Genomic DNA, 14,971 nt, shown 5'->3' on the forward strand with positions numbered 1-14,971 from the left:
CATAGGGCGCCCAGCCCGTTCAGACGCGCCTGAGAGGCTCGTTTTCCCCGGGTCTCAGGCTCGCCTGCGACTCCTGCCACAGCCACTGACGCAACCGGCTGATGGCGGGTTCATGGGCGCGCGAGCGTTTGAAGACGAAATAGAAGTTGTCGCCGGTCTCGAGGGCGTGCAGGGGCAGCCGCACCAGACGCGGATCCTCCGGCTGCAACATGTAGTCATTGATGAGCGCCATTCCCTGGTCCCAGTTCGCCGCCTCCAGCGCGAGCAGGATATGGCTGAAATGGTGCACCCTCGCCTCGGGGGGAATGGTCAGTCCCCCCATTTCGGCCCAGCGCCGCCAATCTTCCCCCTTCTCGCGGTAGATAGCCTGGATGGAGAGCAGCGGCAACTGCCACAGGGTGGCGGGCCACTCCCCTTCCACCTGCTGCCACATCCGCCGACTGCACACCGGCATCAGCCGCTCCCGATAGAGCAGATCGTGCATGTAACCCGGCCCTTCGGGGGAGACGGTGATGAAACCGTCCGCCACCCTGTCGGAGAGCTCGGGATCTTCCGCCACCATCTCCAGGCTGAGATCCAGCTCGGGATAGAGCTGGCGCAGCCCGGCCAGGCGCGGTATCAGCCACTTCACCGCAAAGGAGCTGTAGACCGCGAGCCGCACCCGCATCTCGCCGCCACCGCGCAACTGCTCGCTGCTCTGGGCAATCTGGACCAGCCCGGCGGCGATCCCCTCGAAATAGATCTCCCCCTGGGGCGTCAGGGAGAGCAGCCGCCCCTGGCGCAGCAGCAGCCGCTCCCCCAGAAAATCCTCCAGCAGACGGATCTGGTGACTGACCGCACTCTGGCTGACATTGAGCTCCAGGGCGGCGCGGGAAAAACTCAGCAGGCGGGCAACCACCTCGAAATATTGAACGGCGCGCAGGGGGGGCAGCTTCATTATCCAAATTTCTCATGCGTGATGATTTTTTATCATTTTACTGGATAACAGGCCGCGGGCTACCCTCCCCTCATCTGAATCTGGAGGTGGTATGAATGCAGTCGGGATAGGCATCCTCTATCTGGTGCTCGGCAACATGGTGGCGGTCTTCTCCGATGCCCTGGTCAAGGTGCTGGAGCCGGACCAGCCCATTTTCCAGTTTGTCTTTTTCCGCCAGCTCTCCGCGGCCCTGCTGCTCGCCCCCTGGCTGCTCTGGTCCTGGCGGCGCAACCCGCCGGTAGCCCTCAAGTGGCACCTGCTGCGGGCCCACATCTGGGCCGTCGGCGTCTGCCTGATGGTGGTCGCCCTCACCCGGCTGCCGCTCGCCACCGCCAACGCCCTCTTCTATGCCGCCCCGCTGCTGATGGTGCCGCTCGCGGTCTGGCTGGCGGGGGAGGCACTCTCGCGCCAGAAGGTGCTGACGGCGCTGCTCGGCTTCGTCGGGGTGCTCATCGTGCTGCGCCCGACCGAAGTAAACTGGGCCGCCCTGGCGGCGCTCGGGGTGGCGCTCTCCCTGGCGGTCAACAACCTGCTGATCAAGCGTATCCCGCTCCAGCAGCCCATCGCCCAGACCCTGTTTTTCACCAATGTGCTGAGCATGCCCTTCATCCTGGCGCTGGCCTGGTGGGAAGGGGGCGAGTGGCAATGGCAGATGTGGTGGCCCGCCTTCGGCTCCTCGGCGCTCATCATGGTCTACGCGGGGCTGTGCGTGATGGCCTATCGCAAGGCGGAGGCGAGCAAGATCGCCTCGGCGGAGTACACCGGGCTGCTGATGGCGGTCGCCATCGGGGTCTGGCTGTTTGACGAACAGCCAGGGCTGCCGCTGCTGCTGGGGTGCCTGTGCATCATACTGCCGCTGGTCGCCATGGCCCGCAGCAAGCCCAAGCCCCAGGCCGAGCCGGCGCTCTAGCCTGCCGGGTCAAGCAGGGGAGCGACCCGCTGCTGCAGATGGGGGATCACCGCCTGCTCGAACCAGGGGTTCTTCCTGAGCCAGAGGGTGTTGCGCGGGGACGGGTGCGGCAGCGGCAACCAGGCCGGGCCATAGTCCGCCCAGTGTCGCACCGTCTCGGTGAGCGATCCTTTCGCCGCCGCCCTCAGGTAGTAAGCCTGCGCATACTGGCCGATGAGCAGGGTCAGCTCGATGTTGGGCAGCAGCATCAGTACCTTGTCGTGCCAGGTGGGGGCACATTCCGGGCGCGGCGGCAGATCCCCCGACTTGCCCCTGCCGGGGTAACAGAGCCCCATGGGCATGATGGCGATGCGGGATTCATCGTAAAAGGTGGCCTTGTCCACCCCGAGCCACAAGCGCAGCCGATCGCCGGAGGGATCGTCCCAGGGGATGCCGCTGGCGTGTACCCGGGTGCCGGGGGCCTGGCCGATGATGAGCAGACGGGCGCGCTCATTGCCGCGGATCACCGGCCTTGGGCCGAGCGGCAGGTGGGCCTCGCACAGGCGGCAGGCCCGGATCTGTTCAAACAGGGGATCGAGTCGGTTCATGGGCCCGATAGTACCAGAGTTTTCTCCCCGCTCCCGCTTGTGAAAGGGGCGGCGGATACTTATCATGCAGCCGCCATTGTTTAGTTTAATAAACGGAGAGAGATGAAGAACTGGATGGGCACCGGCAGCGCGGCCCTCTCATTCGTGCTGTGGGGCATGCTGCCCCTCTATTACCAGTTCATGCCCGAGATCAACATGTGGGAACTGCTCTCCCACCGGGTGCTCTGGTCCGTGGTGCTGCTGGGAGGCCTGCTTCTGCTCCTCGGCCATCGGGTACCCTGGGGGGCCCTGCGCGGCGATCCCCGGCAGCTCGGCCTCGTGCTGCTGGCGGGCCCCGTGATGTCCATCAGCTGGTGCATGTTCACCTGGTGCCTGACCACGGGCCAGGTGCTGGCCACCAGCCTCGCCTTCTTCATGACCCCGCTGTTCAACATCGCCTTTGCGGTGCTCTTCCTCAAAGAGAAGCTCACCCCGCAAAAACACCTGGCGGTGGCGCTCGCCCTGGCGGGGCTCGCCTACATGCTCTTCTCCTACGGCGAGCTGCCCTGGTTCTCCCTCGTGATGGGTGCCAACTTCGCCCTCTACGGCCTCATCAAGAAGAAGGTGAGACTGGACGCCGGTACCAGCCTCTATCTGGAGTCCCTGGTGCAGTTGCCCGTCGCCCTGCTGATCATCGGCTGGCTGACCTTGCAGGGCACCAGCCAGTTTATGGCCGGTGACTGGACCGAGCGACTGCTGCTGATGGGCAGTGCCCCCGCCACCCTGCTGCCGGTGGGGCTGTTCTGCTATGCGGTGGCGCGCACGCCCATGAGCACGGTGGGGCTGCTGCAATACATAGAGCCGAGCCTCGCCTTCCTGCTCGCCCTCTTCTGGTTTGGCGAGATCCCGGATCCGGTGAAATCCGTGGGCTTTGCCTTCGTCTGGGCCGGCCTGCTGGTGAGCCTGCTGCCCCTGCACCGGCTTGGGCGCCAGCGGGTCAGGTGGCGCACCTCGTGACCCTCGTCACCACCACTCCCTCCCGCTGGTTTGTCTATCTGGTGCGCACCGGCGCCGGGGCACTCTATGCGGGGATCAGCACGGATCCCGAGCGGCGACTGCGTCAGCACCAGAGCGGCAAGGGGGCCAGAGCCCTGCGCGGCAAGGGCCCCCTCTCCCTGGTATGGCAGCAGGAGGTCCCCGGCAAACGCGAGGCGCTGCGCCTCGAGTACCGCCTCAAGCAGCAGAGCAAGGCGTTCAAGGAGCGCCTGGTACACGATCCGGCGTTGTGGCACGGCTGGAGCCTTTCCTGGCTTGCCACCCCGCACACCGACACAGTGTCGCCCCCATAAAAAGGGCCACTGCAAGCAGTGGCCAAGGAAGGATGCGAAATCAGGGAGGCTTAACGGTAGGTGTTCGACTGCTTGCGCCTGTTGCTGAGTAGCCAGCACACCACCAGCACCACCAGCAACCAGGGCGCCAGCTTGATGATGAGGGCAAACATGCCGGCCAGGGCGCCAAATAGCACGAAGACCCCGCTCACCAGCAGCATGGCCAGCACGGTGAATCCGGTCAGCGCCATGCCGATCAGCACCAGGATCAAAACGATAAATTCCAGCATGTTGTGCTCCTCACGGGCTTGCACTTGCCGACGGGGCGATCCGGAGATCACCCCAGCCAGCGTTGAAGTTCACGGCGGGGAGGCATGACGAGCACCCCCACCAGATAGAGCGCCAGGGCCAGCGGCGGCATCAGGATCAGGGCGAGCAGGGCCACCACCCGCACCGTCACTCTGGACACCCCCAGCCCTCTGGCAAGACCGGCGCAGACCCCGGTCAGCTTGCGATGGGCGAGATCCTTGGGCCAGGGTGTCATGGTTATGCCTCCACCTTCTGACCCTTGAGCCGGGCCAGTTCCCGCTCAATCTCGTCGTTCAGCTCCAGCTCGCGGAACTGGGCCTCGAGGGACGGATTCTGCCCCAGGGTCGCCGCCTCCAGCTGGGCCTCCAGCTGATCGACCCGGTTCTGGAAGCCGTCGAAACGGGCCACCAGCTCGTGCATGCGCTGGTTGTCCACCTGGGCACGGGCGCGGATGCGGCTGTGGGCGGTCTGCTCGCGCAGGGTCAGCATCTTCTGCTTCTCCCGCGCCTCGGTCAGCTTGGCCGCCAGTCGCTCGCTGTCGGCGGTGAGCTGGGCCAGCACTTCGGCCACCCGCGCCTTGTCCTCTTCCAGCCGCTCGCACTGCTTCATCTCCGCCAGCTTCTCGGTGAGGGCGGCACGGGCCAGATCTTCGCGGCCCTTCTGGATGGCGAGTTCGGCCTTGGCTGCCCACTCCTGGATCTGGTTGCGCAGCGCCTGCTGATGGCGCTCCAGCTGTTTCTGTTCGGCGATGACGCGGGCGGCCTGGGTTCTCATCTCGACCTGGACCTGCTCCATCTCCTCGATCATCAGCCGCAGCATCTTCTCCGGCTCTTCGCTCTTGTCGAGCAGGCTGTGCAGGTTGGCATTGATCACGTCGGTCAGGCGGCTGAATACGCTCATGGTCTGGCTCCTTGTTGATGGGGTGTCACTCTCTTCCCATGACATTACAAGAGCCGTGCCAGAATATTTTTTCCTTTATTTACAATTAGATGAAAGTTAACGATGGATGTTCACCGGATACAGCGTGGTGAAAAAAACCAACAAGATGGTGATTTTCACCAATAAAAAAGGGAGCCAGCGGCTCCCTCTCTTCTCTGCAACCGGGCTCAGGCCGCCGGCCGATGGCCAAGCTTGCCATCCAGCTCCGCCAGCTTGGCTTCCATCTTCTCCCGGCAGGTGTCGGAGAGCTCGCGGATGCCGGCGGCGCCGTGCTCCTTGCTGCACACCGGGGCCATCACCTCCAGCAGCACCTCGCCGTTGTCCCAGCGGTTGAGATCGACCTGACCGAAGTAGCTGGAGCAGACGATGGGCACCACGGGCACCTCGGCCTGGACGGCAGTGTGGAAGGCCCCCGCCTTGAACGGCAGCAGACCACGCCCCTGGGAGCGGGTCCCCTCCGGGAACATCCAGATGGAGGTGCCGCGATGCTTGATGCGATCCACCACCTGGCCGATGGTGCCGATGGCGCGGGAGCGGTTGGAGCGGTCGATCAGCACGTTGCCGGAGAGCCAGAAGATAAGGCCGAAGAAGGGGAGCCACAGCAGGCTCTTCTTGCCCACCGCCACCACGCCGGGCTGCACGGCGCCGGTCACGGTGAAGATGTCGTAGTTGCTCTGGTGATTGCAGACGTAGACCGCAGGTCCCACCGATTTGACCTCGTCGGCCACCGTCACCCGGACCTTGAGGCCGATCAGCGGGCAGACCGCATGATACATGCGGGCGAAGACATAGACGTTGTTCGGGTGGCGCGGGCGCACCAGACAAAGCAACAGGCCGAACAGGAACCAGAAGACGAGCAGCAGTGCCAGCAGCAGCACACGGGCAAGTTTGAGCATCGAACACCTCGGAATTTGACTCGGCGCAGTATACTGGTCCCCCTTTTAGCGAACAAGCGTTCGCCAGACAGAACCGACCAGCCCCGGACGCCACCGGCCACCCCGGCTTGCCCCACCCGCCATTGCCCGCTAGGATGTGGCCATCTTGATGAACGGGGCGAGCATGATTTTGCAACAACGCGCGGCGACACGACTCCTGCTGCTGGTCTGCCTGCTGGTGCTCAATTGCGCGGCCCAGCCGCTGGCCCGCCTCGCCCTGCTCGATCACGCAGTGAGTTGCCAGACCCTGCCCCAGTTCGCCTCAGCAGACGACCAGGCTGACAAGGGCACGCCCGCCAGTGTGCAGCCCAATAGCTGCCAGCTCAACGGCAAGTGGCTGAGCGCCGCCAGTCTGCTGTGCGTGGAGCAACTCTTCTTCGCCATCGCCTTCGTGATTGCCCTGCTGGTGCCCCTGTCACGGCGCGCGCCGGCACTGCCTCCCCCCATCAATGTCTCGCCGCCGGAGCGGCGACTGCACCTCACCCTCTGCGTCTGGCGGGAATGAGTTCAGCCGCGCTTTTTCAGCCTGCTGTCACTCATTTTTTTGCGAGACCCAACACATGTCGAATCTCTTCAAGGCGGCCCTGCTACTGGGCAGCCTGCTGTGGCAATCCAGCGGATTGGCCAGCGATACGGGGTGGCTCACCCGCCCCCAGAACAGTCACGCCAAGGTCAGGCTGCAAGCCGACCGCAACGTCCCGGATCAAACCCGCATCCTGCTCGATGTCCAGCTGGCGTCAGGCTGGAAGACCTACTGGCACAGCCCGGGTGAAGGGGGCATTGCGCCCCAGATCCTGTGGGATGAGCCGGTCGGCGACTTCCAGTGGCACTGGCCCACGCCGCGCCCCTTCGAGGTGGCCGGGCTCAACACCCAGGGCTATCAGGAGCAGGTACGCTTCCCCCTGAGCCTGAGCTACCCGGCCGGGCAGCCGCTCAAGGGCACCTTGCGCCTCTCCACCTGCAGCAACGTCTGCATCCTGACCGACTACCCCTTCACCCTGGCGGCGGATGGGCAGGCGCCGGCCGGTTTCGACTTCGCCTGGGCCCGGGCCATGAGCACCCTGCCACAGACGCTGCCCGCCGACACCCGGGTCGAGCTCGGCTACCAGCACAACCAGCTGCAACTGCGGGCCGAGCGGGCAGAAGGCTGGCAGGAACCTGCGCTCTTCATCGATGCGCTGGAGGGGGCCGAGTTCGGCAAGCCCGCGCTCGAGGTAAGCGGCACCACCCTGATTGCCCGGGTGCCGGTCAGCGACGGCTGGCAGGGGGATGCCCCAGACTTGCGCGGCCAATCCCTCGGCCTGCTGCTCACCAGCGGCGAGCAGGCCTGGCAGACCCGCGCCACCATCGCCGATCCCCTCGCCCTGCCGGCCCCGGGGCAGCCACTCCTCTGGCTGCTGGGGGCGGCGCTGCTCGGCGGTCTCATCCTCAACCTGATGCCCTGCGTGCTGCCGGTGCTGGCCCTGAAACTCGGCACCGTGTTGCAGCAGCAGGGGCGCGAACAAGGAGGCGTGCGCAAGCAGTTCCTCGCCGTCAGCGCCGGGATAATCACCTCCTTCTGGGTGCTGGCAGCCATGAGCAGCCTGCTGCGCGCTACTCAAGGAGCCGTAGGCTGGGGGATCCAGTTCCAGAGCGCCGGTTTCATCGGCTTCATGGTGGCGGTGACTCTGCTGTTTTGCGCCAACCTGCTGGGGCTGTTCGAGATAAGGTTGCCCAGCAACCTCAACACTCGCCTCGCCACCCGCGGCGGCGAGGGGCTCGGCGGTCACTTCCTGCAGGGGAGCTTCGCCACCCTGCTGGCCACTCCCTGCTCCGCCCCCTTCCTCGGCACCGCGGTGGCCTTTGCACTGGCGGCGCCCCTCGGCCAGCTCTGGCTCATCTTCACGGCCCTCGGCCTTGGCATGAGCCTGCCCTGGCTGCTGGTGGCGGCCCTGCCGCGCCTCGCCCTCTGGCTGCCCAAACCGGGGCGCTGGATGGGGCAACTGCGCATCCTGCTCGGGCTGATGATGCTGGGCTCCAGCCTCTGGCTGGCGAGCCTGCTTGGCAACCATCTGGGCAGCACGGCCACCGGCTGGCTGATGGCCGCCATGGTGCTGGCACTGCTGATGGGCATCCTCTGGCGCTATGGCCTGCGCGGTTTCACCCTAGCCCTCTCCCTCTCGGCACTCATCGGCGGCGCCCTGCTGCTGGGGGGCGCCCTCACGGTGAAAGGGGGTGGCAGCGTCGATCGCATCGCCTGGCAGCCGCTCTCCGAGCAGGCCATCGCCGACGCCCTGGCCCAGAACAAGCGGGTCTTCGTGGATGTCACCGCCGACTGGTGCGTCACCTGCAAGGCCAACAAATACAACGTGCTGCTGCGTGACGAGGTGCAGCGCGCCCTGTCGGCCCCGGACGTGGTGGCCCTTCGCGGCGACTGGAGCCGGCCGAGCGATGCCATCTCCGCCTTCCTGCGCCAGCGTGGCGCCGCCGCCGTTCCCTTCAACCAGATCTACGGGCCCGGCCTGCCGGAAGGGGAGATCCTCTCTCCCCTGCTGGACAAGGCCGACTTGCTCGACAGCTTGCACAAGGCCGGCCTCGTTCAGGCCGATGCCACCCATTTCTAAGGAGAATGCCATGAGATTGCGAACCCTGACCCTCTGCACCGCCCTGGTAGCCGCCACCCTGGGCACCCCCACGCTGCACGCCGCCCCCTTCACCCCGGAGCAGGAGGCCCGCATCAAGGAGCTCATTCGCGAGACCCTGATCGCCAACCCCGGGATCCTCGACGAGGCAGCCGAATCCTGGGAGAAACAGAACGCCGCGACCCAGCAGGCCCAGATGGGTGACTTCATCAAGGGCAACCAGGATGTGCTGTTCAACAGCCCCACCAGCCCGCGCCTCGGTGCCAAGCATCCCAAGCTGACCCTGGTGCTGTTCACCGACTACAACTGCCCCTACTGCAAGCAGTTCGACCCGGCGGTCGCCAAGCTGCTCGCGGCCTATCCGGACGATCTGGGGCTGGTGATCAAGTTGCTGCCGTTCAAGGGGCAGACCTCCGCCAAGGCGGCCCAGTACAGCCTGACCCTGTGGCAACAGGATCCTGCCCGCTTCCTCCCCCTGCACGACAAGCTCATGAGCAAGCAGGGGATGCTGACCGAGACGGACATCAACAAGGCGCTGGCCGCCACCGACAACCTGACCCTCAAGCCCGCAGGCAAGGCCACCGAAGAGCTGCGCAACAGCCTGCGCATCGGCACCCTGCTCGGCGTGCAAGGCACCCCGGCGACCCTTATCGGCAACCAGCTGGTGCCGGGTGCCATTCCCTATGACGAGCTGGAGCAGCTGGTCAAAGCCGAGCTGGCCAAGCGGAGCTAAGCCATGGCCGAGGATGCAGGCATAAAGGCCCCCCGCTGGCGCCGCTGGGGCAAGGAGGCGCTCTGGCTGCTGCTGATGGCGCTCGTCATCACCACCCTGGTGGATCTGTGGCGCAGCCCCACCCTGCCGGCGGGTGCCATGGAGGCCCCCTTCACCCTGCAGGACGGCACCACCACCACGCTGGCCGAGCAGAGCCGCGGCAAGCCCCTGCTGGTCTACTACTGGGCCAGCTGGTGCGGGGTGTGCCGCTTCACCACTCCCACGGTGGAGCAGCTCTGGCAGGAGGGTGAAAATGTGCTGACGGTGGCCCTGCGCTCCGGCAGCGATGAGCCGTTGCGCGCCGGGATGGCGAAGAAGGGGCTGACCTTCCCCACCCACAACGACGAGTCCGGGGATCTGGCCGCCCGCTGGCAGGTGGGGGTGACGCCAACCTTCCTCGTCATCAAGGATGGGGCTCTGGTGAGCAGCACCACCGGCTGGAGCAGCGCCTGGGGGCTCAGGTTGCGGCTGCTCTGGGCAAGCTGGTAGCCCCCTTCATGCCAGAGATGCAAAGAGCCCGGTATCGCTACCGGGCTCTTTTTCATCAGAGGGCTGACAACCCGTCCTATTGGGCGGCCTCCATCGCCCGCTTCTCCAAATTGGCCTTGATGTCGAGACGCTCAGACTCCCCGATCACTCCGTCACCGTTCTTGTCCAGGCGAGTGAAGAGCGCCTCCTGCCGCGCCATGAACTGGGCCCTGGTGGTCTCCCGCGACGGCTTGAGCTGGCTCATCCGCTCCGGGACCGGCTTGCCAGCCTGTTGCATTACGCCAGCCAGCTTTGCCAGGTTGGCCTCTTTCTCGGCAACCGACAGCACGCCGTCACCGTTTTTGTCCTGCAGGGCGAAGCGCTGGGCGGCGCGCTCCATGAACTGGGCCCTGGTGACATCCCCCATCAGCGGCGAGGCGGGCAATATGTCGCTTGCAGAGGCGGCACTGCCTGCCAGCGCGAGCACGAAAAACGCGGACTTGACCATGGCGATGACTCCTTGTGACGGCAGAATCCGGATGGTTCGGACAAGAGGGGGCCGGGCAACGCCGGGGCCTGCCGCCCCCCTCTGCCAGTGTAGCCCCGCCGCCATCTCGCACCGCCCGCTCTTTTCGTACAGAAAGACCGCACTTTCATGGCAGAGGCGCCGGCTTTCCGTTAAAATCTCCGGTTTTTGCCGAGCCTGGTTTGCCGACGTTCCGCCACCAGGCCGACACAGGATGAATTCCACCATGCCAGTGAGGCAGGATCCGTCATGAACAACTACTTCCGGGTGCTGGGCGTCAAGTCCAACGCCAGTGAAAACGACATCAAGAAAGCCTATCGACGGCTGTCGAACCAGTACCACCCCGACAAGCTGCACGGGGCGAGCGAAGAAGAGAAAGAGCAGGCAGCCGCCCGGCTGCACCAGGTAAAGCAGGCTTATGAAGTGCTGTCCGATCCGAAACAGCGGGCCGCCTTTATCAAGGATTTCAACAACGTCATCGTGACCGATCCCGCTGCTGCCATGCAGGAGATGTGGGACCAGTTCTACCCCTGAGCCACCAGGCAAGAAGAGCGACTATGCAAAAAAAATGGGACCAGGCACGGCTCAAGGCCCTGCAAAGCGATGCCAGCGAGAACATCGAATCCTACCGGGATCAGGATGACCCCAAGGGGCTCGAGCAGTTCACCGACCAGATGAAGGCCCTGCTGCTGGCCGACATGAGCATGCTGGAGTTCATGCCCGAATACCTGCCGCTCGCCCTCTATGGCCGGGTGCAGTTCCCGCCCAAAGCCAAGGGGCAGTGGAACAAGTGGCTCGCCAGCGGCGAGCAGCCCTCCTGGGACGAGTTCAAGGTGAGCGTCGGCTTCAACAACGCCGCCCTGCCGCTGGTCAAAGCGGTGCGGGCCCAGAGCGAAGATCAGCTGATGGAAGCCTGCGCCGTGCTGTTCCTGCTCGACAACCCGCTGCCCCGCGGCAGCCACCGCGGCGATGACGACTATGAGCTGCACGACGAAGAAGAGGAAGACGGGGAAAATGCCGACGCCGACTACCACGGCGGCAGCGACCGCTATGGCGACGACCAGGGCGATCAGGATATGTACGACGAAGTCCGTTTCTAATTGGGGCAAGGCATGAGCAACAGTCTGATAGAAATTACCGCCATCGAGATCAAAGAGCTGGCCGTCATCGAGCCGAAGCAGGCCAGCGAGAAGTTCGAGCTGATCGCCAAGACCATGTCTGACGACCAGCTGGCAGAAGTGATTGAAAACATTGATATCGTTACCCTGACCCAGATCAACGGCCAGCACGACATCTCCTTCCCCTCCATCATCTCCGAGCTGATGACCCCGGAGCGGATCCGCGACATCGTCTGCCAGCAGCCCCTCTACTGGGAAGAGGCGATCAAGAACAACGCCGACGAGCTGCAACAGCACACCTTCGACTTCCTCAACTACCTGATCCGCACCCAGGATAGCGAAGCCAAGCAGCGGGAGATCCTCGAGTGCGTGGCCGAAGATCCGGCCGGTCTCTTCTACCTCGCCATCCCCTTTATCGAGTTCTATCGCGGCGATCGCTATGAAGAGGACGAAGGCTATCGCGACGTGCTGCACGCCGAAGAGGAAGATCTCGAAGAGTCCCTGCGCTACAGCGAGCGCCAGCAGGCCGAAGACAGCCACGACTATGCGCTGGACGACCCGCGCAGCCTCTTGATGCTCATTCGCGAGCTGGCCCCCGAGGTGGAAAAATCCATCAAGTCGCTGCTGCGCAACGAGCACTCCACCTGGGACGGCATCATCAACAAGTTTGCCGCAGAGCTGGTGATGCAGGCCAAAGAGAAGAACAAGGTCGAGGAAGACGAGTACGGCGACGTCGACGACATGTTCAGCTTTCTGGATTAAGGAGCCCATTCATGCAGTTAGTCATTCGCGATGCCAACCAGGGCCCCTTTCTGACCCAGGTGCTGCGCTTTGGCCGCGACAACGAACTCTTGAGTCAGCAGCAGCTCGCCGCCATCAAGGGCAAGGCGGTGCTGATGAGCCTCAAATTCGCCGACAAGTACTACAACAAGTACAAGATGCACCTGCTGGAGCAGGCCGCCCACGACGTCATCGGCGTGGTGAGCCTCGGTCTGCAGGAGCTCTCCCAACGGGATCCGGCCAAGGCCCTGGCCCTGTTGCAGGCGCCGGAAGGCCCCATCAAGCCGTTCCAGAAGGGCTGGTCCATGCTCATCACCGTCAGCCCCAAGCAGGCTGGCAACAGCCTCTACGGTGACGTGGATGCGCGGCTCTTGGACAAGATCTCCAGCCCGCCCGATGTGGAGGAGTGGCAAGGGTGGCAGGAGTACGAGAAGGCGCTGACCGAGCACAACAAGAGCCGCCTGATGGCGCTCATCGACCAGCACTTCTTCGCCTGCGAGAGCGACCACCCCACCATGGAGGACAAGCTGGCCGAAGCGCTGCTCTACCGCATCCTCTGCGGCAAGGGCAGCGGTGCCGCCCCCCTCAAGGTGAAACAGGATCTCAAGCGCAAGCTGGCGCGGGAGATTGAGCTCGACGAGGGCTGGTACGACACCGACTACCTCGCCGCCCAGCTCACCCTGATGCTGAATGCGCTGCCCGCCGACATGGCCGCCGCCCTGCGTCAGGAGCTGAGCCCGGGCTTTGTGCCCAACCTGCTGCATACCCTGGGGTTTGTGCGTCAGTACCAGCAGTTGCAAAAAGAGGACGCCTCGCCGGAGAAGCTCGACAACATGGAGATGCGCGCCGGGATCCGCCACCCCCTGCTCGGCTGGCCCCTCTACCACGACTTCTGATGACGGGCTTTCCCCTTCACGCTGTTCCAACGCCCGGCTTGCCGGGCGTTGTCATTTTTGCAGCTCGCAGATGGCGGCGCCGACCCTATCGGGCAATGGTCCACATGGCGCTCTGCATCCCGGTCTCCCGAAAATCGATCACCACGGGATAGTCGTTGCCACAGCCCGTCACCGTCCAGCGCTCCTGCCAATAGCGACTGCCCGGCTCCCCCTCGGGAAGTTGGAGCACCACTGGCACGAAGCGCTCCGGCGCGTCACACCCCTTGGTGGCCACCCAGGATGCGACCCCCACCATGGCATCCCGGATCAGCTGCTGATTGGCCAGGGTACCTTCCTGCACGGGTTCACTCGGACTGGCCTCGGCCTGGCACACCAGGGGAAAAAGCAACAGCAGGGCACAGGGTCTCATCACACCTCCAGAGGGGTCAGTCAAAAAGTGGTTCGTTCGGGGCTTTCATCATGACCCGAAACGGCGCCAGACAGAAGAGGCCACCAGAGGGAAGCTGGCGCAGGATCCGGGGTGCGTTGGCTTGCAAGCAAGGCGGACTACCTCCTAAGCGTCATTGGCCCACATTTTGTCAGGGATATAATGACTCCCCCATACAAGCCGCCGGGGAACGAGCCGTGAGCAGAAAGCCGGACCGCATGACCGCCATGCAGCAGATCATCGACGCCGTGAAGGCGGAATTTCCGCTCTATCAACCGGATACCTTCAAATGCGGGCCGGACAACACCTGCATCGGCTGCCCCAAGAAGCTGATGGAGCTGGTGGATACGGACCTCTGCTACTGGCAATATCAGATCGATCGCGGCATCCCGCCCAGCTTCGACGAGCTCAACCGCTTCGGCAAGATGTGCAAAAATATCCGCCGGGCCCTGGTGCGCAATGGCCGCATTCCCGCCTGATGAGAAGCAATATGCTGCCTTCATCGGCTTTTTATGATGGTTTTATCCACCAGAATGAATCACCACCTTATTTAATGGCTAGGTTCGCCTTATTCACCGCCTATCGTGCTGATGGCCGACGCAGTTTCATTGCCCCAAGGAGCACTATATGACTCAGGAAAGCATCCAGACCCGCTACACGCTGGATCCCGCCCTTGCCAGCGCCACCGAGCTGGAGCAAGCCATCTCCCGGGCCATCGAGGCCAACAAGCAGGACTTCTTCCCCCTGCTGGAGCGGCTGGTGGATGTGGGCGACAGCCGGGTCAAGCTCAGCCAGAAGGAGCCCCTGCGGGTGCTGGGGGTGGAACTCGACGAGGCTCGCACCGGCGGCACTGCCCGCCTTGGCTACGAATCCAACTTTTCCGAGAGCTGCCGCCTTATCGACGAATACGACCAGCACCAGACCAGCGTGGCCTTCACCCTCGACGGGGATCAGCTTGTTTTCGATCTTGAGCTGCCCATCGAGTGGAACTTCGACAACTGATTGGCGGCGTTGCCATTCCCCTGGCTTGTTGTACCCAGCGGCGCCTCCCCTCACCCTCTCCCAAGAGGAGAGGGGATCGTATCCCGCCAGCCAACCGGTGTAGCTGTCACACATTCCAAAATTGCTGCGATCTGGGCTCCCTTCTCCCCTTGCGGGAGAAGGGTCGGGGATGAGGGGGAACATACCATCCCAAGTGAAGCCATCGACAAGCAGCAGAGCGTTGAATCAAGCAGGGCAAGTAGGGTCGATTAGCGAAGCGTAATCGTCCACGCCATTTGTTCCGTAGCTATAGGCAAAAGAGAGAGAAGAGGGGTGGCCAACAGAACAGCGGCAACCGGTTTTCACGAACGTCTGATTACGCTTCGCTAATCAGACCTACTGAATCGCCCCTGGTTTTC

General features: G+C 64.0%; 21 protein-coding genes. 13 read left to right on the forward strand and 8 right to left on the reverse strand.

Annotated features, from left to right (window positions below):
• Nucleotides 1-19 precede the first annotated feature (19 nt).
• A complete protein-coding gene (locus BN1120_RS04820) occupies nt 20-937 on the reverse strand; it encodes a LysR substrate-binding domain-containing protein (protein ID WP_042014956.1) in 918 nt (305 codons plus the stop codon).
• Nucleotides 938-1,028: 91 nt separating this feature from the next.
• Between BN1120_RS04820 and BN1120_RS04825 the strand changes: the two genes are divergently transcribed.
• Nucleotides 1,029-1,886, forward strand: a complete 858-nt coding sequence (locus BN1120_RS04825; RefSeq protein ID WP_010672801.1) for a DMT family transporter — start codon at nt 1,029-1,031, stop codon at nt 1,884-1,886.
• Here BN1120_RS04825 and BN1120_RS04830 read toward each other — a convergent pair.
• Complete coding sequence (locus BN1120_RS04830) at nt 1,883-2,473, reverse strand: uracil-DNA glycosylase family protein (protein ID WP_010672800.1); 591 nt, start codon at nt 2,471-2,473, stop codon at nt 1,883-1,885. The two genes, BN1120_RS04825 and BN1120_RS04830, sit on opposite strands and share 4 nt — an antisense overlap.
• 102 nt (nt 2,474-2,575) lie before the next feature.
• Between BN1120_RS04830 and rarD the strand changes: the two genes are divergently transcribed.
• Both rarD and BN1120_RS04840 read left to right on the forward strand, forming a co-directional pair.
• Nucleotides 2,576-3,469, forward strand: a complete 894-nt coding sequence (gene rarD / locus BN1120_RS04835) for an EamA family transporter RarD (RefSeq protein WP_042014958.1) — start codon at nt 2,576-2,578, stop codon at nt 3,467-3,469.
• On the forward strand, nt 3,466-3,801 hold the full coding sequence (locus tag BN1120_RS04840; protein ID WP_042014960.1) for a GIY-YIG nuclease family protein: 336 nt from the start codon (nt 3,466-3,468) through the stop codon (nt 3,799-3,801). Before rarD ends, BN1120_RS04840 begins: the two co-directional genes overlap by 4 nt.
• A gap of 50 nt (nt 3,802-3,851) precedes the next feature.
• Here the strand turns inward: BN1120_RS04840 and pspG are convergent, their stop codons facing one another.
• The 4 genes from pspG to BN1120_RS04860 form a co-directional block, all read right to left on the reverse strand.
• Nucleotides 3,852-4,070, reverse strand: coding sequence for an envelope stress response protein PspG (pspG, locus tag BN1120_RS04845; protein ID WP_010672797.1), 219 nt, complete (start codon nt 4,068-4,070; stop codon nt 3,852-3,854).
• A gap of 47 nt (nt 4,071-4,117) precedes the next feature.
• Nucleotides 4,118-4,324 carry a PspC domain-containing protein gene (locus BN1120_RS04850; protein WP_010672796.1) on the reverse strand — a complete coding sequence of 69 codons (207 nt, stop codon included), beginning with the start codon at nt 4,322-4,324 and terminating at the stop codon, nt 4,118-4,120.
• 2 nt (nt 4,325-4,326) lie between these two features.
• A complete protein-coding gene (gene pspA, locus BN1120_RS04855; RefSeq protein WP_010672795.1) occupies nt 4,327-4,989 on the reverse strand; it encodes a phage shock protein PspA in 663 nt (220 codons plus the stop codon).
• 206 nt (nt 4,990-5,195) lie between these two features.
• Nucleotides 5,196-5,924, reverse strand: coding sequence for a 1-acylglycerol-3-phosphate O-acyltransferase (locus BN1120_RS04860; protein WP_039039739.1), 729 nt, complete (start codon nt 5,922-5,924; stop codon nt 5,196-5,198).
• A gap of 163 nt (nt 5,925-6,087) precedes the next feature.
• Between BN1120_RS04860 and BN1120_RS04865 the strand changes: the two genes are divergently transcribed.
• Genes BN1120_RS04865 through BN1120_RS04880 form a run of 4 tightly spaced genes read left to right on the forward strand, consistent with a single transcriptional unit; the run spans nt 6,088 to nt 9,845 of the window.
• Complete coding sequence (locus BN1120_RS04865) at nt 6,088-6,468, forward strand: hypothetical protein (RefSeq protein ID WP_039039817.1); 381 nt, start codon at nt 6,088-6,090, stop codon at nt 6,466-6,468.
• Nucleotides 6,469-6,523: 55 nt separating this feature from the next.
• Nucleotides 6,524-8,566, forward strand: coding sequence for a protein-disulfide reductase DsbD family protein (locus BN1120_RS04870; protein WP_042014962.1), 2,043 nt, complete (start codon nt 6,524-6,526; stop codon nt 8,564-8,566).
• Nucleotides 8,567-8,576: 10 nt separating this feature from the next.
• A complete protein-coding gene (locus BN1120_RS04875) occupies nt 8,577-9,317 on the forward strand; it encodes a DsbA family protein (RefSeq protein WP_010672791.1) in 741 nt (246 codons plus the stop codon).
• Nucleotides 9,318-9,320: 3 nt separating this feature from the next.
• On the forward strand, nt 9,321-9,845 hold the full coding sequence (locus BN1120_RS04880; RefSeq protein WP_042014965.1) for a protein disulfide oxidoreductase: 525 nt from the start codon (nt 9,321-9,323) through the stop codon (nt 9,843-9,845).
• A 76-nt stretch (nt 9,846-9,921) separates the two neighbouring features.
• Here BN1120_RS04880 and BN1120_RS04885 read toward each other — a convergent pair whose 3' ends face one another.
• Nucleotides 9,922-10,332, reverse strand: a complete 411-nt coding sequence (locus tag BN1120_RS04885; RefSeq protein ID WP_042014966.1) for an EF-hand domain-containing protein — start codon at nt 10,330-10,332, stop codon at nt 9,922-9,924.
• A 267-nt stretch (nt 10,333-10,599) separates the two neighbouring features.
• Between BN1120_RS04885 and atcJ the strand changes: the two genes are divergently transcribed.
• Genes atcJ through atcC form a run of 4 tightly spaced genes read left to right on the forward strand, consistent with a single transcriptional unit; the run spans nt 10,600 to nt 13,144 of the window.
• Nucleotides 10,600-10,884 carry a cold adaptation protein ActJcold adaptation protein ActJ gene (atcJ, locus tag BN1120_RS04890; RefSeq protein WP_024943298.1) on the forward strand — a complete coding sequence of 95 codons (285 nt, stop codon included), beginning with the start codon at nt 10,600-10,602 and terminating at the stop codon, nt 10,882-10,884.
• Between the two features lie 23 nt (nt 10,885-10,907).
• On the forward strand, nt 10,908-11,450 hold the full coding sequence (gene atcA, locus BN1120_RS04895) for a cold adaptation protein AtcA (RefSeq protein ID WP_042014967.1): 543 nt from the start codon (nt 10,908-10,910) through the stop codon (nt 11,448-11,450).
• A 12-nt stretch (nt 11,451-11,462) separates the two neighbouring features.
• Nucleotides 11,463-12,230, forward strand: a complete 768-nt coding sequence (gene atcB / locus BN1120_RS04900; protein ID WP_026035107.1) for a cold adaptation protein AtcB — start codon at nt 11,463-11,465, stop codon at nt 12,228-12,230.
• Nucleotides 12,231-12,241: 11 nt separating this feature from the next.
• A complete protein-coding gene (atcC, locus tag BN1120_RS04905) occupies nt 12,242-13,144 on the forward strand; it encodes a cold adaptation protein AtcC (protein WP_042014968.1) in 903 nt (300 codons plus the stop codon).
• Between the two features lie 85 nt (nt 13,145-13,229).
• Here atcC and BN1120_RS04910 read toward each other — a convergent pair whose 3' ends face one another.
• Entirely contained in the window at nt 13,230-13,553 is a 324-nt protein-coding gene (locus BN1120_RS04910; RefSeq protein WP_042014969.1) for a hypothetical protein, read from the reverse strand.
• Between the two features lie 245 nt (nt 13,554-13,798).
• Here BN1120_RS04910 and BN1120_RS04915 point away from each other — a divergent pair, with 245 nt between their 5' ends.
• Nucleotides 13,799-14,050, forward strand: coding sequence for a hypothetical protein (locus BN1120_RS04915; protein WP_039039818.1), 252 nt, complete (start codon nt 13,799-13,801; stop codon nt 14,048-14,050).
• Between the two features lie 148 nt (nt 14,051-14,198).
• A complete protein-coding gene (locus BN1120_RS04920; protein WP_042014970.1) occupies nt 14,199-14,573 on the forward strand; it encodes a hypothetical protein in 375 nt (124 codons plus the stop codon).
• Nucleotides 14,574-14,971: the final 398 nt, after the last annotated feature.

Origin of the sequence: Aeromonas caviae, assembly GCF_000819785.1 — a bacterium.
GTDB lineage: Bacteria > Pseudomonadota > Gammaproteobacteria > Enterobacterales > Aeromonadaceae > Aeromonas > Aeromonas caviae.